We start from the raw sequence: 20,610 nt of genomic DNA on the forward strand, positions 1-20,610 counted from the left end.
GAAAATGTGATATAGTCGGACTTAGAAACTTTAAAGAATTATTAGGGGTGGAATACATGTCAAACGGAATGACAAACGAACCAAAAAAGCAAGATAAAAAATTCTCAACCGGCGCTCTCGTCGGTGCATCTGCACTTGCACTGATCATCGGTGCTGGCGGCACATACGCAGCGACAAGCGCAGGCGGCGGAGAATCAGATAATTCAGCAGTCGTCACATATAAAGGCGGCGAAATCACACGCGGTGAAATCACAGACATGAGTTATGACCGCATGGTGCCACAACTTGCATTCCAAGAGACAATGAACGCACTTCTTGAAAAAGAATACGGTGATCAAGTCGAGCAAGAAAAAGTAGATGAAGAGTTCAGCAAGACAGAGGAACAATTCAACTCAGAAGAAGAATTTGAACAAGCGATCCAACAAGCCGGTATGAGCGGGACAGAAGAGTTCAAAGAAGCACTCCGCGGGCAAATGCTCGTCGATGCTGCAAAATCTGAACTCGTCGACGTGACCGATGAAGATATCGAAGCACAGTTCGCGAAAGAAAACACGGAAGTGGAAGCTAGCCACATCCTCGTCGAGTCAGAAGAAGAAGCACAAGACATCATCAAACAATTGAATGACGGTGCAGACTTCGCAGAACTCGCGAAAGAAAAATCAACAGATACAGGTTCAGGTGAAAAAGGTGGAGAGCTCGGTTTCTTCTCTACAGGTCAGATGGTACCTGAATTCGAAGAATATGCATTCCAAGAAGATGTGGTTGGAAAAGTCTCTGAGCCAATCCAATCGCAATATGGATTCCACGTCATCAAAGTAACAGACCGTAAAGAGAAAGACTTGAAACTCGAGGACGAGAAAGATCGTATTCGTGAAGAGGTTGCTACAGAAAAATTAGCTTCTGTCGATGCAAACAAAGTTTACGCGGAGTTGATTGAAAAATACAACGTTGACGTAAAAGATGCAAAAGCAGAGCAACAATTTGACGCTGTCAAAGAAGCCATCAAAAACGCAGACGAGTCTTCTGAAGAGTCGACTGAACAATAAGACAAAAATGGCACTCCGTAATGGAGCGCCATTTTTTTATGGACATGTAACACATTATAATTTCGGACGATAAAATGCACGGTTATCGAGTGCCATGACACGTTCGGTGAACGTACCCGGCTCGACGCCTTCATACGCTTTCTCGAACATGTTCATCCGCGCGTCGATGTTGTCGATGAAGAACAGCATCTCCGCTTCAGGGAGTTGCGGCGTATTCGCCGACCCCCACTCCGGTTTCCCGTGATGGCTTAAGACAAGATGTTGCAACAACGTCGTCACTTCTCGGTCCGTCCCGAGCTCACGTGACACGACTTCTACTTCAGATGCCATGAGTGAGAGATGGCCGAGCAACTTGCCTTCAAGCGTATACTCTGGTGTGATCGCATCCGACAACTCGATGACTTTCGCCAAGTCATGCAAGATCACGCCGGCAATCAACAGGTCTCGGTTCAACGACGGATACAGCTCACACATCGTGTCCGCAAGCTTCAGCATCGACATGACGTGGAATGCGAGTCCGGAATAGACCGCGTGATGATGTCGCACAGCAGCTGGATACGTGAAGTATGCCTCTTCGTGACGACTGACGACTTCTTCAACGAGACGACGAATGTCATCGTGTTGCAGTGACGTGATGAACCCACGGATGGTCGTTTCAAGTTCTGACTTCGGAATCGGCGCCGACCGAACGTACGGGGCGATATCGACTTCTTGCTCGATGATTGAAATTTGCTTCAACTTCAATTGCGTCCGTCCACGATAGTCCATCACTTCACCGGCCGCATGGACGATTTTTTTCGTCGCATACTTTTCGGTATCCGAACTATCCCATAACTTCGTTTCAATTTCGCCACTCTCGTCGCAAAGGATTAATGTTAAATAAGGCTTTCCGTTCCCGGCAAGTCCCTTATACGATTGTTTGATCATGACATATTGGTCTAGCGTGTCGCCCACTTTGAGCTGACCGATTTTTGTCGTCAATGAAAGCACCTCTCTCTTGTTCAATACCTTCATCTTATCGAAACTTTGCGACAGATGCCAACATTCCTGACAATTTGGGAATACTACTACTATAGCGAATTGGAGGAATAGACGATGGAATGGGATTGGTATACGCGCCCCGAGGATTATGTGGAAGTAGATTCTCGATATGCACTGGCCTATACGTATTGGCTCGAGCAGTTAACGACCGCAAGTGTCACAAAAATTGTGGTCGAGGATGGTTATATGTACGGGTCACTCACACTCGACTACGAACAGTTAGAACGTGAGCCCCAGAAGATTGGGCATTATTTTATCGGTCCAGATTTTCTATGGACGATTGGATTTGACGATTTACATCACAAGTCGGTCCTTGCGAAATCCTGCAACTCACCGATTGAAGCGTTCTATGAATTGCTTGCCGAACGGATGAACAATTACTTTCACGGAATCGATGAATTCGAAGAACGACTTCTCGTGGCACAGCGAGAAATGGCAGGACAAGTTCCTGCCACGTTCATGAATGAAATCTTTGGTCTTCGGAGTGAAATTGAACGTTGGTCCGACACCGTCACTCCCTATAAAGAACTCGTCATGGCAGGACGTGAGGCCTTTCTCGATATCGACCTACAAACGTTGAGACCTTACCAACTCGCGGATTATCGAGTCAGTCGACTATTGACGCTCATCAATCATTATCAAGGTGACGTCATCGCGATGACAGACCTCGCCTCGACACTTTCTAACTTTCGAGGAAATGAAATCATGAAGGCACTCACCGTCTTCACAGCACTTACGACCCCTGTCGTCGCGTTCGGTGCCGTATGGGGAATGAACTTTAAAGCAATGCCTGAACTGGATTGGCCGTTTGGTTACGCGTTCGCCTGGTTAATGATTCTATTCTTCACTCTTATCATTCAAGTATGGTTGAAACGGAAGAATTGGATTGGCTCATTGTTACAATTCCCGAATCAAACCACTCCATCAAAGAATAAAGTGAAACAAAAATCTAAAAAAACGAACAAAAGTTCGTTATAATAAAGAAAAGAGATTTGCACAGGAAAGGTGATGTTATGGAACGACTCATCATTCACGTGGACATGGATGCCTTTTATGCCTCCGTCGAACAACGGGATCGTCCAAATTTACGTGGAAAACCTGTCATCGTTGGTGGACCACCCCACAGTCGTGGAGTCGTTGCCACTTGTTCATATGAAGCGAGGAAGTACGGCGTACACAGCGCGATGTCATCACGTCGCGCTTTTGCCTTGTGTCCACACGCCACGTTTGTCAAACCACGATTCCAAGCCTATCGACAAGTCAGCACACAGGTCATGGACATCTTTAAGTCGGTCACTCCTCTCGTCGAACCTTTATCCCTTGATGAAGCCTATTTGGACGTGACCGAAAATACGCTGTTGAGCACATCAGGTCCGTATATCGCCCGCTATATTCTAGGAGAGATCAAACGTCGTACCGGTCTCACGGCATCCGCTGGCGTCGCACCTTCAAAATTCGTCGCAAAAATTGCGTCCGGCTTTGAGAAGCCGAACGGTCTTACCGTCGTCTCACCTGAGAAAGTCGCTGATTTTCTCTCTCCCCTCTCCATCGAAGCAATGCACGGTGTCGGGAAAGTGACCGCCCAAACGCTTAACAAAAGTGGCTATCATACAATCGGTGACCTTCAACAAGCTCGTCCCGAACAACTGAAGGCCATCTTTGGACATGATCGCGGGCAACAACTGTATGAACTAGCACATGGACGAGACACGCGTCCTGTCGTCGCCACGCGCGAGCGTAAGTCAATCGGGTCGGAAACGACGTTTGCGTTTGACATCGACGACCCCGAAGAAGTATTCGAACGGGTCATTCCCGAAATGGAAGACGTGTTGCGTCAGCTCGATCGCCGCGAACTAAGTTGCCAAACCGTCACCATCAAATTAAAGACGAGCGAGTTTCAGGCTAGAAGTCATCAAATCAAATTGAATCATCCGACGCATGACCATGATGAGATTCGACGACTGGCAAGACGCCTCTTCGATGAGATGAATGTCACCGAGCCCGTTCGCTTGATTGGACTGACCGTATCGGACTTGATTCCTCGAAATGAATCCACACGTCAACTGACATTTGACGAACTGACGAAACCTTCTCTTGAAGAATGAATGACCATTCATTAAAATAGAGAAAAAGGGGGTCGTGTGAATGGAGACATACACGGTGACAGGATTCGAGAATGATGGCACGCTCGTGTTGAACGAAATGTTCGAAGCAAGCGATGATCAATCAGCCAAACAGCAAGGGCTCGACATGCTTCGAGCAGCAGGGCATGAACATAAAGGCGCGCGCATCGTTCGCCGGGGACAACTCATCTATTTCGAACGTTGCAAATTACCGGGGAAATTAAAAGGAACGGCATCATAAGACAAGGCAGACCGACATAAACGGTCTGCCTTTCTCTATTCAACACAACGTTAGAATGGAAAGAGAAACAGAATCATCAGGATTCCGACGATGCCGGTGAGTAGTTGCAACGGCACACCAACTTTGACGAAATCCATGAATCGATAGCCTCCTACACTAAACACCATCGCGTTCGTCGGAGAACCGAACGGTGTCATGAAAGCAAGGGATGCTGAAATGGCGACAGCGATGACGAACGGGACTGGACTGACCGCCATGGATTCCGATAGAGCGATGGCTAGCGGAATGAACAAGATAGCGGTCGCGGTGTTCGAGATGATTTGACTGAGGACCATCGTCGCAAGAAATAAAACGACGAGGACCCAGGCTGGCCCAAAGCCCGCGAACGACCACCCAATCCAGTCGACAAGCCACGTCATGATGCCCGCCTTCTCAAGCGCCGTTCCTACCGGGATCATCGCGGCAATCAAGACGAGTGAAGACCATTGAATCGATTGATACGCAATGTCTAGGTGGCGCACGGCTCCGCTCATCACCATCGCCAGTGCCGCTAGCCAAACCGCAACGGTCGGATCAACCCATTCAAACACGAACAACGTCATCATCATAACCATGATCACACCTGCCGCAAGTTGATGATGACTCGACACCGTTCGATTCGCTACGTCCGTCACCCGCTCGTTCGAGAGGAGAAGTCGTGCCTCTTGTTCAACTCGCTCTAAATCCTCCCACTTCCCTTGTACCATCAACAAGTCCCCTTGTTTTAGCGGCGTATCTTTCAGACGTACTTGTGCAATTTCTTCTTGTGGGCGGATGACACGCAAGACGTTCACATGAAATTCATTCCGTAACTGGCTCTCATGAAGACATCTCCCTACAAGTTGACTCGACCCTGGAATCGTGAACATGACGATGCCACCGGTCTTGTCATAGACGTTCGTTGCCTCAACCTGCTGAAACGGAATGTGTTGTTGTTCCGAGAGAGAACGGACTCGCTGCTCATCCCCACTGACGAGGATCGACCCGGCACGCAATACGGTGTCAGCGCGAGCAGTTTCGTAATGCCGCCCTATCCCTTTCACTCGTTCCTTTAGTACGATGATACCGTCACGCGACCATTTCAATTCACTTAGTCGTTTGCCAATCAACGGATGTACCTCGTCAATCGACAGGACATACACGTTCGGGTTGATCGTCTCGATTGCACCGCCTCCATCCCATTCCCTTGAACGATTATCTTCGAGCAAGCGATTTCCGACGAGACGAAAATAGAACAAGCCGACAATCATCACGACCGCACCGATTGGGAACAAAGAAAAGAAGCCGATCGGCACATCAATTAGACCTCGTAGCGATTCAGCTGCGACAAGGTTCGGCGGTGTCCCAATCAATGTCATCGTCCCTCCGATGCTCGAGAAGAAAGCAAGCGGCATCAGATACGTCTTTGCGGATCGTTTGATTTGTCGTGACATCGCCATGACGACAGGAATGAGCAATGCGACCGTCCCTGTGTTCGACATGACGCTTGAAAGCAAGGCGACGGTCAACATGAACAAATAAAAGAGTCGTGTCTCACTTCCGTTCGCGTACGGAATGAGTGCAGATGCCAATCGTTCCGCTAAACCGGAATGAAACAACCCTGCTCCAACGATGAACAGTCCAGCAATCATCAAGACGACTGAATTTGAGAATCCCGCCATCGCCTCACCCGGCGTCAATTGATTAGTTAGGACGAGACATAAAAGACCAATCAATGCGACCAAGTCTGCTCGGAGCCAACCTGTTATGAAAAAGATAATCATCCCGAATAGAATGAGCACGGTCCACATGCCAGTTCACCCTTTCCCTATCATTCTACTTTCATTATAAACCCCCTATGAAAACGCTTACTCCAATCTTGTGACAATCTCATCAACAAAAAAACGGATGGCTCAATCGCCATCCGCTTCTCACATCTTATTGAACTTCGTTTTCATTCACCATCGGCGCGTAAAGCTCCTCAAGTGGTTTCATGATGATTTTCGTTACTTCTGTAACGAGCTGGTGCATGCGTTGCTCTTCTTGCATGAGCTCCATGATTAATTCGTTCTGTTGAACGCTCATCATTTTCGTTTGCGCATCCATCATTTCCTGCTCAGAGATTTCCTCTCCTTGCATTTGCTTTTGTTGAAGCGTCATTTGGATGTTACGGAAGTCAGCGAACAACTGGTTCGCTTCCGCATCCGCATTGACACGATCGTATAAAGAAGAGAGTGTTGTGAACTCTTCAGAATCGCGAAGTGCTTTCTCCAATTGGTAAGCTTGGTCGTACAAGTTTGTTTGTGACATGTAACGTCCTCCTAAATGCTATTAGGGTCTAGCTCATCATAAGATGGCAATTAACCCTTGAATCAACCCAATCATACCACCTAACAGCGCTCCAAGCCATGTTATTGCCCGGAACTCTCGTTTCGAGATCGATAACACGATCTCTTCGAGGTACGAGGTGTCGAGCGACTGGACTTGTTGCTGTACGATTTGATCGATTTTTAAGCGGTCCATAATCGTCTCCATTTGATTCGTGAAGCGCTCAATGACAAGGGTGACCCCTTGAGGCACGAGTTCATCGACGACACGAGATTCGATGGACTCGGTATACGACGAGACCGGTCGATCCAACAATTGTCCGATTGGCAAACGCGTGACGACTTGTTCGGTGATGCCATCGATGAGTCGAGCTTCTAATCGTTCATCCATCAACGTATCGACCGTCTTTTCACTGAATCGTTCGAACTCACGTGTAATCATCGTCGTCATGCCGTCACGAGTCGACTGACCTCGTAAAATATTGACGATTTCTGGACGAACCATCTCAACAAAATTCATATTTTGAATAAATCCTGCGATAAACCCAAGTCGACGTTGAACGAACGAATCGACCATATGACGAAGTTGCGCCTCACCTTCAGGAGAATAAAAATACTCTTCCGATTTGACGAGAAGTGCGTCAACAATTTCAGGAATGACTGCTCGTACGCGGTCCATTCCTTCTTCTCCAAGCAATTCAAACAACTTCCGTTCTTTCACCTCGGCCATGACGCTCGTTAGCTCGTCACGTAACTTTTCATCCGCCGACGTGAGGATGCGTGCCTCTGCATTCGGATAGAGAGGTTCTACGAGTTCTCGAACGGTTTTATCCGAGCGTAGCATCGCCTGAACTTCTTGTTGCGCAAAGTGTGTAATATGCGTCGTCACTTGATCATCCAATAATCGTTTTCGCATGCCTTCCGGCGTCAATAAGTGTTTGACGACCGTTTTCCCTAAGCTAGATGCCAATTCATCCCGACGCTTTGGAATGAGACCTGGTGTAAAAGGAATCCGGAATGAACCGATATATTTCGGTTCATGTGGTCGGAACAACATCTTGATGGCGAGAAAGTTCGTCACGCCACCAATCGTCGCCCCAATCACAATCATGAGTAAAATCTTTAATAACCCGTCCAAACTGCAAGCCTCCGATCTGAAATATGATACATTGTTGATGAGGTGATAGTATTGAATACGTTTGATCGTATTAAAGCGATTTTTCCGACTGCTGTCCATCGGTCGGAAGATGCATCTGGTGACCTTGACTGGTTCGAGACGCAAGATGGTACCATATTTGGGCTCCCGGCGTTCGAATTGACCGAACGTGAACAGCAATTGCTCCGCATGTGGGCGACCCCGTTCCTTCAGTCCGACCCACATCAGCGAAAATGGCAAGAACGCCTTCAAGATGAGACGTACCGTCTTGAACAATCGTTTCGACTCATCTCTCTTTCGCTCCAAGAAGCGGAAGAGGAAGCGATCGAATCATTCATCAGCATCATCCACGATTTCATGCCACATGCAGAAATCGTGTTGATCACAACCAAACATATCGAACTCATCGAACGAGATACGTTTGTTGACCTTCAGGAGTTCGAGGACGTCTTGCGTGCCATCGCGAGCGATTGCTTTATCGAAGCACACGCTGTCTATAGCGAGCGTTCTCAAGGTCCTCTCGCCCGTGTATATCGTCAACATCAACTGCTCATGCCATACGCTCGTCTATCTACTAAAACTTACCCTGCTAGTCAATTATTATACCATTATTTACTACAAGAGCAGGACTTAAAAGAGCGGAACCATATTACGGCCTCACTCATGGAGATGCTTGATCTATCGACGATTGAACTGCTTGAGGCATTGTTCAGTCATTCATTAAACGTCTCCCATACGGCCAAAGCGCTCTTCATGCACCGAAACACGCTGAATTACCGACTTGATCGTCTGTTCGAGACGACCGGTTATGATGCACGGAAGTTCTATGACGCGAGTCTCCTTCAACTAATGGTCACGTTGCACAAATCCGATTAACGGTTTTTGTGCAACTTGTCCATATTCAATGCAAGCGGTTTCATCATATAATCATTCTTGTAAGCGCTATTATAAACATACAGATTCTTTAGGAGGCTAACGACATGGCAGAAATTCGTTTAGAACACATTGATAAAATTTACGATGGTGGCGTCAAAGCCGTCAGCGATTTCAACTTACACATCAAAGACCGTGAGTTCATCGTCTTCGTCGGACCGTCTGGTTGCGGTAAATCGACGACACTTCGTATGATCGCAGGTCTTGAAGAGATTTCAAACGGTGACTTTATCATCGACGGGAAACGAATGAACGACGTCGCTCCTAAAGATCGTGATATCGCCATGGTCTTCCAAAACTACGCGCTCTATCCGCACATGAGTGTTTATGACAACATGGCATTCGGCTTGAAGCTTCGTAAGTTCCCGAAAGACGAGATTGACCGTCGCGTACAAGACGCTGCTCGTATTCTCGGGTTGGAAGAGTACCTCGAACGTAAACCAAAAGCGCTCTCAGGTGGACAGCGTCAGCGTGTCGCCATCGGCCGTGCCATCGTTCGTGATGCAAAAGTCTTCTTGATGGATGAGCCGCTCTCAAACTTGGATGCGAAACTTCGTGTACAAATGCGTAAAGAGATCATCCAACTTCACAACCGTTTGGACACAACGACAATTTACGTTACCCATGACCAAACAGAGGCGATGACACTCGCAACGCGCATCGTCATCTTAAAAGATGGTCTCATCCAACAAGTCGGTTCGCCGAAAGAAGTATACGACAACCCAGACAACATCTTCGTCGCTGGCTTCATCGGTTCACCTTCGATGAACTTCTTCCGCGGCACACTCGCTGAAGGTAAATTCATCACGAATGGTGAAGAAGTCAACGTTCCAGAAGGAAAAATGAAGACGCTTCGTGATCGTGGCTACGTCGGAAAAGAACTCGTCCTCGGGATTCGTCCAGAATCGATCCATGATGAGCCAATCTACATCGATTCACCAACAACACACACGTTCAAAGCGCACATCGACGTCGCTGAGCTCATGGGTTCAGAGTCTTACCTCTACGCAGAGCTTGGTGGACACCAGTTCACAGCACGCGTTGACGGCCGCTCGAACATCCACATGGGCGACGATGTCGAACTCGCACTCGATATGACAAAAGCACACTTCTTCGACGGAGAAACTGAACAAGTCATCCGTTAAGCCATACAAAAAGCCTCGATTCGTCTGAATCGAGGCTTTTTCTTATCGAATCGCGTAACGCTGTTCGAGTTTGTGTTGACCGGCTTGAATCAAGGTCGATAAAATCCAATAAATCGAAGCCGAGAACAAGAGTAACGGCATGACCAAATACGTCGTTGCGGCAATTTGGTCAGACACATACGTTAATTCCTGAACCGCGATGACCGAACCGAGTGACGTCGACTTGATAATGTCGATGACCGAGTTCGAGACAGGCGGGATGGCGCGCGAAAGCGCCTGTGGGAAAATAATGTCTTTGAAACGCTTCATTTTCGGGATGCCTAACGCGACACTCGCCTCAACCTGTCCTTTGTCGACAGAGTTGATGGCTGCCCGGAACGCTTCCGAGATATAGGCCGCAAAGTGGAATCCGAGTCCAAAGATGAGCGCCTGCATCCCACTGAGTTGCACGAACCCAGTGAGACCGACATACAAAATCAAAAGTTGCAGTAAGAGCGGTGTTCCACGGAAGAACGAAATGTACGTCCGCGTGAACAACCGTACGATTTTAATCGGGCTACTATGAAGTAAAGCGATGATCAGACCGAGCGCCAAGGCGAGAAGAATCGACAGGACACTGGCGATCAACGTGAGCTGGACGGCTTCAAGATAGACCGAGCGGTTATCTATGACGGTCGTGATCAGTTCATTCATTGACTGATGTCCTCACCGAAGTACTTCTCACCGATTTCTTGCATCGTACCGTCTTCTTTCATTTCCGCAAGTGCATCGTTCAACTTCTCAAGAACGTCGCTATCTTGACGTGTCATGAATCCAGCTTCACTCGTATTGAAGATGTCACCGACTGCTTTAACGTCATAGCCTGTTTTTTCAAGCTCTGTCAAGATGAAGAGACGGTCGTTCAATGCTGCATCAAGACGACCGACTTCGAGGTCTTGAAGCACTTGGTTCGCCCCTTTGTAGTATTTCACTTCAGCGCCAGCTTCTTCAGCCATTTGCGCATAGACTGAACCTTGTGTCGATCCGACTAATTTACCGTCGAGGTCGTCTACGCCTTGGATGTCGTTGTTATCCGAACCAACGATGACTTGAGCTCCTGATACCGCATACGGGTCAGAGAACGCATACTTCTCTTCACGCTCAGGTGTGATGCTCATTTGGTTGGCAATCATATCGATGCGTTCTGCATCAAGTGCTGGAACGAGTCCTTTGAAGTCCATTGCCTCATACTCTACTTTATATCCGGCACGTTCTGCCGCTTCGTTCAAGACGTCGATATCATATCCCATCAATTCACCTTTATCTTTGTATGTGAATGGTGGATATGTCGCCTCTGTCCCGACAGTGATGACTGCTTCGTCCGCTCCACTGTCTGTCTCGTTACCGCAAGCTGCGAGAAGCCCGACTGAAGCTCCGATTGCGAGTACGCTTGTTAATGTCTTTTTCATGATGATTCCGCCTTTCCTATAATCCTTATATGATTACACGGTTTTAAACAATATCCTCATCATACTGGGGTGATGTCTTCATGTCAAACAAAAAACATCACCCTATCGCTAGAGTGATGTTTCCCATCAATCGATGGCTTTCGCCTGTTTCATGACGTCCGCTTCAATCGCTTCACGTTTCGCTGTCGTCTTCTCGGCGCGATCCGCATGCACACTAAAGTAAAACTTGATTTTCGGTTCTGTGCCAGATGGGCGAAGGCAGAACCAAGACCCGTCGGCAAAGACGAATTTCAATACGTTCGATGATGGCAATTCGATCGCTTCAGACGTGTTCGTCCGTAAGTCAGTCGCCACTTGCTTCTTATAGTCCTCGAAACGCACGACTTCATATCCCCCGACTTCTTTCGGTGGATTGGCACGGAACGCTTCCATCATACGCCCGATTTGTTCGAGACCGGCTTTCCCTTTCAACGTCATCGACTGTAATGACTCTTCATAGAAACCGTACTTTTCATAAATCGACTGCAACGCATCGTAAAGCGTTCGACCGTGCTGTTTATGGTATGCAGCCATTTCCGCTGCGAGTAGACAAGCCTGAACGGCATCTTTGTCACGGCAGAAGTCACCGATTAAATAGCCGTAGCTCTCTTCATAGCCAAAGAGGAATTCATATTCGCCTGATTCTTCATATTGCTTGATTTTCTCACCGATGAACTTGAATCCCGTCAACGTGTTCTCAAGATGCACGCCGTATGCTTTCGCAATCTCGGCCCCAAGTTCCGACGTGACGATCGTCTTGGCGACAAAACCGTTCGATGGGAGTGTCCCCGTCTCACTCTTCTGTGACAAGATATAATCCATCAAGAGCGCACCTGTCTGGTTACCGGTCAAGACGAACCATTCCCCGTCACGTCCACGTACTGTCAAGCCGACACGGTCTGCATCCGGGTCGGTCGCCATGAGCAAATCGGCCCCGACACGATCCCCATATTCCATCGCCAGTTTAAACGCAGCTTTTTCTTCTGGGTTCGGATAACTGACGGTTGGGAAAGCACCATCTGGTTCTGCTTGCTCCTCTACAATCGTCACATGGTCAAACCCATACGCTTTCAATCCTTCCATAACCGGACGGCGTCCCGTCCCATGGAGTGGCGAATACACGATTTGAAGGGGACTGTCCTGTACGTCACGATGAATTCGAATCGACTGGAGTGCTTCCATATAAGCCTCATCGACAGATGGGTCCACTGTGACGAGTAGTCCTGTTTGACGAAGCGCCGCCTCATCTTCGATATCAATCTTCAACTCATCTTCAATCGCATTGACGTAACTGACGAGTTCATCTGCTTCTGCTGGCGGAAGCTGTCCACCGTCTGCCCCATACACTTTGAACCCGTTGTATTCAGGCGGGTTATGACTCGCCGTGATGACAATACCACCGAACGCATTCAAGTGACGTACGGCAAACGAGAGTTCCGGTGTGGCGCGCAAACTTGGGAACAAGTATGTCTTGATTCCGTTTGACGCAAGTGTCCTTGCCGCCTCTAATGCAAACTCTGGTGAAAAGTGGCGCGAATCATGGGCGATCACGACGCCGTGACGTTTCGCTTCTTCTCCCGAAGCTGCGATAAAGTCAGCAAAGCCTTGTGACGCTTTTCGAATCGTATATACGTTCATTCGGTTCGCACCCGGTCCGATTTCTCCGCGCATCCCGCCTGTCCCGAACTCAAGCGTCTTATAAAATGCGTCTTCTAACGTTGTCTCATCTTTTGCGAGCTCCTCAAGTTCCGCACGTAAATGAGGCTCAAGTCCTTCAAATTGATTCCAACGGTCATACGTTTGTTGCCATGTCATGATTCATTCCCCTTTCACCCTCAAAAAATTCAATCGAAGTACTCGCCAATTGCTTCCATCTTGTATACGATGAGAGTAACGAAACCTCGAGGTGATATTAATGTTTCCAACAATGCGTGCCCAAGAATTAAAACAAATCGTGCATACGAACTCGATTCGTTTCATCGATTGCCGATATTCACTAAACGACGCGTCCTATGGTAAATATGTCTACCGAAAGGGACACCTTCCGAACGCTGTCTTTCTCGATTTGATGGAAGACTTGTCCGGTCCGCTTGGCGAACATGGCGGGCGTCACCCGCTCCCTTCAAAAGAGGCGTGGACGGAAACACTCCGTCGCATCGGCTTGAAAAAAGAAGATTTGGTCGTCATTTATGATGACGGCTTCCCATTCGCCGCTCGTGCGTGGTGGCTCTTCAAATGGGCCGGTCACGAACGGGTCGTCGTCCTAGAAGGCGGCATTCAATCTGGCATCACTTATTGCGGTGAGACCACGACTGAGGTACCGAACTATCCAGCGAGTGACTATGCTCCAGATTTTAAAGACGACATGATCGCGACACTCGAAGAAGTGAAAGCCGCCACGAGCGGTACACTCTATGATTCGCGAACAGAAGATCGGTTTAACGGGACACATGAGCCGATTGACAAAAAAGCAGGTCATATCCCGAACGCATTGCTCTGTTCTTATGCCGAGGCCATCACAGAGCTAGGTACATTAGAAGACTTTCACGATTTAAAAGAACTCTACAAGGATGTTCTTTCCGTCGACAATCCAATCTTTTATTGCGGTAGCGGCGTGACCGCCTGCGTCAACATTTTGGCGCTTCACGCTCTTGGGAAAGACGATGTTCGACTTTACCCCGGATCCTATTCTGACTGGATCAGCTATCCAGAAAACGAGGTCCACCCATAAAGGGTGGATCGTTTTTATTTTACACCGAAGTTAATGTTATTCCAAAATAATCTTTATTTGACGCTCGTCGGTTTAATGTTCCAGACTGCGTTTGCATATTCCGTAATGGTACGGTCGCTCGAGAAGATTCCCGATTTTGCCGTGTTGACGATTGAGCTCTCTGCCCAACGCGAGCGGTCGCTGAAGACTTCGTCGACGCGTCGCTGTGCTCGCATATAGGAGATGAAGTCTTTCAATACGAGGAAATCATCGTTATAGACGAGGAGTGAGTCGAAGATCGACTGGAATTGATATTCACCGACCTTATCGAATGTACCGTTGACGAGACCATCGACCACATCTTTAATTTCTTGGTGGGCATGATAAATTTCCGCCGCATGGTATCCCCCGAACTTTTTATAGTTCATGACTTCTTGTGGGGATAATCCAAAAATAAAGATATGGTCGTCTCCGACCGCGTCACGAATCTCGATATTGGCACCGTCTAACGTACCGATTGTTAACGCACCGTTCATCATGAACTTCATGTTTCCGGTACCCGACGCCTCGTAGCTCGCTGTCGAGATTTGTTCGCTCAAGTCAGAGCCTGGGAAAATACGTTCTGCCATCGAGACACGATAGTTCTCAAGGAAGATGACTTTAATGAATTGGCTCGCCCGCTTATCTTTATTGATCAACGTGGCAAGGGCATTGATGTAGCGAATGATTTCTTTCGCGTAATAGTACCCCGGTGCCGCCTTGGCGCCAAAAATAAATGTACGAGGAACCATCGTAAACGTCGGATCCGCTTGAATCTTCAAATAAAGTGCATGGATATGAAGGGCATTCAGGAGCTGACGCTTATAGGCGTGGAGACGTTTGACTTGAACGTCAAAAATAGAATGCGGGTCAATCGTTTCTCCCGTCTCCTCCTGAATATAAGCAGCCAAATCAAATTTATTTTGTTGTTTCACATCCATCACGGTTTCTTGGAAGCTCTTATCTTTCGAGACACCCATCAACTTTTCCAAGTCGTTCGGATGTTCGATCCATGATGGTCCAATCGCTTCCGTGATTGCGTCAGACAGTCGCGGATTCGATTTCAATAGCCAACGTCGATGCGTGATCCCGTTCGTCTTGTTGTTGAAGCGCAGTGGGAACATCTCATATAAGTAACGCATCTCACGCTGTTTTAAAATATCGGTATGGATTTGGGCAACCCCGTTCGTGGAATGAGAGCCGACGACAGCCAAGTTGGCCATGTTGATATGCTCATTCGACACGATTGCGATTTCACCCATATGTGATTCAAGGTGAGGATAGTTGACCAATACATCCCGACAGAAGCGACGATTGATCTCCTCGATAATTTGATATACGCGAGGTAATAGACGTTGATACATCTCGACCGGCCATTTCTCAAGCGCCTCAGCGAGTAGCGTATGGTTCGTGAACGACATGACGCTCTTCGTGATGCGCCACGCCTCATCCCAACCATACCCATGCTCATCCATCAAGATTCGCATCAATTCAGGAATCGCGACAACCGGGTGTGTATCGTTAATATGAATCGCATAGTGATCGCCTAATTGTTTAAGCGACTTATTGCGCTTCACATAGGAAGCAAGCATCGATTGAATCCCCGCAGACACAAAGAAGTACTGTTGTTTCAAACGTAGTACTTTTCCTTCATACGTCGTATCATCTGGATACAAAAATTCCGAAATGGTCGCAATCGATTGTTTGTGTCGCAACAAGTCTTTGTACGTGCCCTTCGTTTTCTCCAAATATGTCTCATCATCAAGCGGTGACTCCGCGTTCCAAAGACGTAACGTATTCACGACGTCATTTTGGTAGCCGATGATCGGCATATCGTACGGTACCGCTCTTACGACTTCATCCGGATGATGGACGACGCGTAATCGGTCTCCGATTTGCTTCATCTCAATCCATCCACCGAAGTTGATATCAACTGCTTTATCCTGACGTCTCGTCTCCCACATATTTCCGTCACGGAGCCAGTTGTCCGGTAACTCGACTTGATATCCATCGACAATCTTTTGTTTGAAAAGACCATAGCGGTAACGGATGCCGTTTCCGTGCCCAGGCAGACTGAGCGCAGCCAATGAATCGAGGAAGCAGGCTGCTAAGCGACCAAGTCCCCCATTCCCAAGTCCCGGTTCTGGTTCTAACTCCGTGATGTCCGTGAAGTCGTATCCGAGATCCTCAAGTCCTTCTTTGACGAGTTCTAACACGTCTAGACTCAACAAATTGTTGTACAAGAAACGGCCTAATAAAAACTCAAGCGAGAAGTAGATGACTTGTTTACTATGTTTTTCTTCTTGACGGTCTCGCGTGTGAATCCATTTTGGCATGGCTTGTTCGCGTACCATCGTTGCCAAGGTTTGATACACTTCCTGCTCTGTCCCATCCTCAATCGACTTCCCATTTAATGCGATGAATCGTTCTTTAAACGCGTCGACAAAGCTCTGTTTATCTGTGAACATAAATCAAGTTAGCTCCTTCCACTCATGCGAATAAATGATATAACTCACGATATTGCTTGGCGGATTGTTTCCAGCTAAAGTCCGCGGTCATCGCCTGATGGACGAGGGCATGCCAATTTTCTTTCTCATAGAAGACACGAATCGCTTTTTCGATCGTTGCTAGCATCTCATGAGCATTATAGTTCATGAACCCGAATCCGGTCCCTTCCTGTGTGAATTCGTTATACGGCTTCACCGTGTCACGAAGTCCACCCGTCTCACGGACAATCGGCAATGTTCCGTAGCGCATGGAAATCAATTGACTGAGTCCACACGGCTCAAAACGTGACGGCATTAAAAAAGCATCCGATCCAGCGTAAATCAAGTGAGCGAGTTCGATGTCAAAACCGATATAAGAGCCCACTTTACCTGGATGTGCTGCTGTCATCTCGTGAACGATTCCTTCATATTCTGGTTGTCCTGAACCAAGGAATGCAAATTGGCATGGCAGTTGACCAAGTTCTTCAAATACACCATTAATTAAATCGAGCCCTTTTTGGTCGACAAGGCGGCTGACAAACCCGATGAGCATGACATCATCTCGCACTTCTAGACCGAGTCGTTCTTGCAACACTCGTTTATTCGCGAGCTTTCCTTCTTTGTACGTATCGAGGTTATACGTCTGTTCGATTCGCGCATCTGTGTTTGGATCATTCGTCGCTAAATCGATGCCATTTAAAATCCCTCGCACGTCAACCGCGCGATGACGGAGTGCCCCGTCTAAACCTTCCCCATAATACGGTTCCATGATTTCATCCCGATAAGACGGGCTGACGGTCGTAATTTGATCGGAATGCACAATTCCAGCTTTCATATAGTTGACGAGACCGTTATGTTGAATCCCTTCGGCCGTAAAATGTTCATGACCGAACTGTAATAGTTCGCCGAGAATCTCTTCCGGGAAAATCCCTTGGTATTGCAGGTTATGGATGGTATAAACCGTGCGAATGTGTTGATACGCTTCAATATGTTGATAGTGAATTCGTAGAAAGGCCGGTAAAATGCCGGTCTGCCAGTCGTGGCAATGAAGAACATCAGGCACTTCTTCCATCTTTCCAATCATCTCAAGGACCGCCCGTGAGAAGAAGGCGAAGCGTTCCGCATCATCAAAGTGCCCATATAAGACACCGTCACGTTTAAAGTAGTATTCGTTATCGATGAAGTAATATGTGATGCCATCTCGCTCTAATCTCAAGACCGCGCCGAATTGCTTCCGCCAACCGACCGGAACGATGAGGTCAAATAAATACTCCATCTCGTCCACATATTCAGCAGCAATCGAGCCATATTTCGGCATGACGACACTCACTTCTTCTCCTAAATCCGCCACCGCTTGAGGGAGCGAACCGACAACGTCGGCGAGCCCCCCCGTTTTCATGAACGGTGCCGCTTCTGAAGCAACATACCAAATTTTCATAAAATCCTCCTCACACCACTGTTCGTTTCGCGATGACAATCGGTTCGTCGATTGTACCTCGGATGACCTGCCCTCGTTTTACGACGACTTCCTTATCAAGGATCGCATTTTCGACGACAGCTCCTTCTTCAATGATCGACTTCGACGAAATAATTGAGTTTTTCACGCGTGCGTGCTTACTCACTTGAACACCACGGAAGAGAATACTGTTTTGAACTTCACCATGAATCTTACACCCGTTCGCCACGAGTGCTTCATTCACTTTCGCACCTTTCAAATAACGAGTCGGTGGTTCATGTTTAATCTTTGTATAAATATGTGGGAAATCATAGATGATTCCTTCCCCACGAAGCAATCGCATGCTTTCGTTATAGTAAGAGAGCACCGAGTGAATGACTTGCATTTTCCCGACATAATGGTAACCGTGAACATGCAACCGATGGAGCTGCGGACGAATAACACCATCTAATAAATCATATTCTCCTTTTGACGTCGCTTCGTCGACGAGACGCATAAAGAGATTTTTCGACATGATGATGGTTTCGGTATAAGCGTACTCATCATCTGGTGAAAAGCCACGTTCTGACACGCCGACGACACGGTCGTTCTCACCAAGGCGAATCGGACGACAGTAGCCACACTTCTGTTCGTGCGTCGTATAGGCGAGCGTGATGTCCGCACCAATCGATTTATGATGTTCGAGCATGTCGTTATAGTCAATCGTTGTCAACACGTTCGATCCTGTAATGACGACATACGGTTGTTTGCTGCGAACGAAGTGTTCTCGGTGTATCGAGAAGTTCGCTAAATCGCCAAGATATGCCTCTCCGTCAGGTTTTAAGGCAGGAGGGAAAATGTGAAGCCCCCCCTGTGAACGGTCCAAATCCCAATCTTTACCCGAGCCGAGATGATCCATTAAAGAGCTATAATTATCTAACGTGAAGATTCCGACTTGACTGATGTTTTGTGTGATCATATTCGTCAATGTGAAATCAATCAGACGATAACGCCCTGAGAATGGGACCGATGCCATATTACGATGTCCTGTAAATTCCGGAAACAGACCTTGCTCCGTTCCTAAGTTAATGACTCCTAATAAATCGTTCGTCAACAGTAACGCCTCCTTGCGTCGATCTTTACTCGTTTCAAACTCGTTGTTTGAAGACGGTTCCGCTTTCAATATTTTCGTGTGGTTCAATAACAACGATTTCACCACCTGGCTCACCGACTGTCGCGCCGTCTTCAATGACTGCACAGCTTGCGACAATGGCTCTGTGAATTGTTACATCTTTCCCGATTCTAGCCCCGGGCATGATGACCGAGTCTTTCACGAGCGACCCTTCTCCGACACGAACGTCATAGAACAAGACCGAATGTTGGACTTCTCCTTCGATATGACAACCCTCATTGATCACAGACTGTTCGACGCAGGCATCTTTACCGATATATTGCGGCGTCTGATTCGGGTTGACCGAATAGATTTTCCAGTTCGGGTCATACAAATCGAATGGTGGATCTTCCTCAAGAAGGTCCATATTCGCCTCCCAAAGCGATTGAATCGTTCCAACGTCCTTCCAGTAGCCTTTAAATTTATAGGCGAAAACATCAAGTCCTTGGAGAAGCGTGTTTGGAATGATGTTCTTTCCGAAGTCAAAGCTTGACGTCTCATCCTCAGCGTCTTTAATCAAATGCTCGCGCAAGACGCTCCAGTTGAAGATATAAATCCCCATCGATGCCAAGTTGCTCTTCGGCTCTTCAGGTTTCTCTTCAAATTCATTGATGCGAAGATCATCCGCCGTGTTCAAAATCCCGAAACGCGGCGCTTCGTCCCATGGAACTTCCATGACGGAGATTGTCACATCAGCTTGTTTTTCTTTGTGGGCTTCGAGCATCTTCTCGTAGTCCATCTTGTAGATGTGGTCTCCTGAAAGGATCAAGACGTAATCCGGTTCGTAATCGTCGATGTAGCTCAAGTTACGATAGATCGCGTTCGCTGTCCCTTCATACCAATTTTTCCCCGACTGTGCTTGGTAAGGTGGGAGAATGGCTAAGCCCCCGTTACGACGATCTAAATCCCATGCCGTCCCAATTCCTAAGTAACGATTCAATTCAAGTGGCTCGTATTGTGTCAACACCCCGACTGTTGTAATTCCCGAGTTCGTACAGTTTGACAATGGGAAATCGATGATTCGGTACTTTCCGCCAAAGTTAACGGCTGGTTTAGCCGTTTTTCGCGTGAGAGGCCCCAATCGCTTCCCTTCTCCTCCCGCAAGGAGCATCGCAACCATTTCTTGCTTCATAAATAATAAGCCTCCTCAAAATCGTAATATACAATCCCTTTTACCCTTTTTCGCTCTTTCCTAAAGTATTCCTTCTCGAATTATTATATGATAACGTTTACATTTTTATTTTTTTGTAAA

The 20,610-nt window shown here is 47.5% G+C and carries 18 protein-coding genes; 7 read left to right on the forward strand and 11 right to left on the reverse strand.

Annotated elements, in window-relative coordinates:
* Window positions 1–56 precede the first annotated feature (56 nt).
* Window positions 57–1,046, forward strand: a complete 990-nt coding sequence (locus PJK55_RS07045) for a peptidylprolyl isomerase (protein ID WP_271305232.1) — start codon at window positions 57–59, stop codon at window positions 1,044–1,046.
* 54 nt (window positions 1,047–1,100) lie between these two features.
* Here the strand turns inward: PJK55_RS07045 and PJK55_RS07050 are convergent, their stop codons facing one another.
* Complete coding sequence (locus PJK55_RS07050; RefSeq protein ID WP_271305233.1) at window positions 1,101–2,060, reverse strand: HD domain-containing protein; 960 nt, start codon at window positions 2,058–2,060, stop codon at window positions 1,101–1,103.
* An 81-nt stretch (window positions 2,061–2,141) separates the two neighbouring features.
* Between PJK55_RS07050 and PJK55_RS07055 the strand changes: the two genes are divergently transcribed.
* From PJK55_RS07055 to PJK55_RS07065, 3 genes are read left to right on the forward strand one after another with little or no spacing between them, the layout of a single operon-like run.
* Window positions 2,142–3,065 carry a magnesium transporter CorA family protein gene (locus PJK55_RS07055; protein WP_271305234.1) on the forward strand — a complete coding sequence of 308 codons (924 nt, stop codon included), beginning with the start codon at window positions 2,142–2,144 and terminating at the stop codon, window positions 3,063–3,065.
* Window positions 3,066–3,100: 35 nt separating this feature from the next.
* Window positions 3,101–4,192 carry a DNA polymerase IV gene (gene dinB / locus PJK55_RS07060; protein ID WP_271305235.1) on the forward strand — a complete coding sequence of 364 codons (1,092 nt, stop codon included), beginning with the start codon at window positions 3,101–3,103 and terminating at the stop codon, window positions 4,190–4,192.
* A 40-nt stretch (window positions 4,193–4,232) separates the two neighbouring features.
* A complete protein-coding gene (locus PJK55_RS07065; RefSeq protein ID WP_074032616.1) occupies window positions 4,233–4,451 on the forward strand; it encodes a YhzD family protein in 219 nt (72 codons plus the stop codon).
* A gap of 50 nt (window positions 4,452–4,501) precedes the next feature.
* On the opposite strand, the gene PJK55_RS07070 is transcribed toward PJK55_RS07065, so the two are convergent.
* The 3 genes from PJK55_RS07070 to PJK55_RS07080 all read right to left on the reverse strand — a co-directional run bounded on the left by PJK55_RS07070 (window position 4,502) and on the right by PJK55_RS07080 (window position 7,907).
* Window positions 4,502–6,280 carry an SLC13 family permease gene (locus PJK55_RS07070; protein ID WP_271305236.1) on the reverse strand — a complete coding sequence of 593 codons (1,779 nt, stop codon included), beginning with the start codon at window positions 6,278–6,280 and terminating at the stop codon, window positions 4,502–4,504.
* A 127-nt stretch (window positions 6,281–6,407) separates the two neighbouring features.
* Window positions 6,408–6,779 (reverse strand): YlbF family regulator, encoded by a 372-nt coding sequence (locus PJK55_RS07075; RefSeq protein ID WP_074032614.1) that lies wholly within the window; start codon window positions 6,777–6,779, stop codon window positions 6,408–6,410.
* Between the two features lie 36 nt (window positions 6,780–6,815).
* A complete protein-coding gene (locus PJK55_RS07080; protein ID WP_442899496.1) occupies window positions 6,816–7,907 on the reverse strand; it encodes a DUF445 domain-containing protein in 1,092 nt (363 codons plus the stop codon).
* A gap of 69 nt (window positions 7,908–7,976) precedes the next feature.
* Between PJK55_RS07080 and PJK55_RS07085 the strand changes: the two genes are divergently transcribed.
* Together PJK55_RS07085 and PJK55_RS07090 are read left to right on the forward strand one after the other, a co-directional pair.
* Window positions 7,977–8,828 (forward strand): PucR family transcriptional regulator, encoded by an 852-nt coding sequence (locus tag PJK55_RS07085; protein WP_271305238.1) that lies wholly within the window; start codon window positions 7,977–7,979, stop codon window positions 8,826–8,828.
* A 104-nt stretch (window positions 8,829–8,932) separates the two neighbouring features.
* Window positions 8,933–10,030, forward strand: coding sequence for an ABC transporter ATP-binding protein (locus PJK55_RS07090; protein WP_271305239.1), 1,098 nt, complete (start codon window positions 8,933–8,935; stop codon window positions 10,028–10,030).
* A gap of 42 nt (window positions 10,031–10,072) precedes the next feature.
* Here PJK55_RS07090 and PJK55_RS07095 read toward each other — a convergent pair whose 3' ends face one another.
* The 3 genes from PJK55_RS07095 to PJK55_RS07105 form a co-directional block, all read right to left on the reverse strand.
* Entirely contained in the window at window positions 10,073–10,723 is a 651-nt protein-coding gene (locus tag PJK55_RS07095; RefSeq protein WP_015880920.1) for an amino acid ABC transporter permease, read from the reverse strand.
* The gene (locus PJK55_RS07100; protein WP_214696234.1) at window positions 10,720–11,478 is read right to left on the reverse strand and encodes a transporter substrate-binding domain-containing protein; all 759 of its coding nucleotides are present in this window, start codon (window positions 11,476–11,478) and stop codon (window positions 10,720–10,722) included. The genes PJK55_RS07095 and PJK55_RS07100 overlap by 4 nt, the downstream gene beginning before the upstream one ends.
* Window positions 11,479–11,604: 126 nt before the next feature.
* A complete protein-coding gene (locus PJK55_RS07105) occupies window positions 11,605–13,332 on the reverse strand; it encodes a phospho-sugar mutase (protein ID WP_271305240.1) in 1,728 nt (575 codons plus the stop codon).
* Between the two features lie 100 nt (window positions 13,333–13,432).
* Here PJK55_RS07105 and PJK55_RS07110 point away from each other — a divergent pair, with 100 nt between their 5' ends.
* A complete protein-coding gene (locus PJK55_RS07110) occupies window positions 13,433–14,248 on the forward strand; it encodes a sulfurtransferase (protein WP_271305241.1) in 816 nt (271 codons plus the stop codon).
* Between the two features lie 53 nt (window positions 14,249–14,301).
* Here the strand turns inward: PJK55_RS07110 and PJK55_RS07115 are convergent, their stop codons facing one another.
* The 4 genes from PJK55_RS07115 to PJK55_RS07130 are packed head-to-tail and all read right to left on the reverse strand — an operon-like array spanning window position 14,302 to window position 20,490.
* A complete protein-coding gene (locus PJK55_RS07115; RefSeq protein ID WP_271305242.1) occupies window positions 14,302–16,734 on the reverse strand; it encodes a glycogen/starch/alpha-glucan phosphorylase in 2,433 nt (810 codons plus the stop codon).
* Window positions 16,735–16,756: 22 nt separating this feature from the next.
* Window positions 16,757–18,190, reverse strand: a complete 1,434-nt coding sequence (glgA, locus tag PJK55_RS07120; RefSeq protein ID WP_271305243.1) for a glycogen synthase GlgA — start codon at window positions 18,188–18,190, stop codon at window positions 16,757–16,759.
* Between the two features lie 10 nt (window positions 18,191–18,200).
* Window positions 18,201–19,394, reverse strand: a complete 1,194-nt coding sequence (gene glgD / locus PJK55_RS07125) for a glucose-1-phosphate adenylyltransferase subunit GlgD (RefSeq protein WP_271305244.1) — start codon at window positions 19,392–19,394, stop codon at window positions 18,201–18,203.
* Window positions 19,336–20,490, reverse strand: coding sequence for a glucose-1-phosphate adenylyltransferase (locus PJK55_RS07130; protein WP_271305245.1), 1,155 nt, complete (start codon window positions 20,488–20,490; stop codon window positions 19,336–19,338). The genes glgD and PJK55_RS07130 overlap by 59 nt, the downstream gene beginning before the upstream one ends.
* Between the last annotated feature and the right edge of the window lie 120 nt (window positions 20,491–20,610).

It is taken from the genome of Exiguobacterium sp. MMG028, from assembly GCF_027947425.1.
Taxonomy (GTDB): domain Bacteria; phylum Bacillota; class Bacilli; order Exiguobacteriales; family Exiguobacteriaceae; genus Exiguobacterium; species Exiguobacterium aestuarii_A.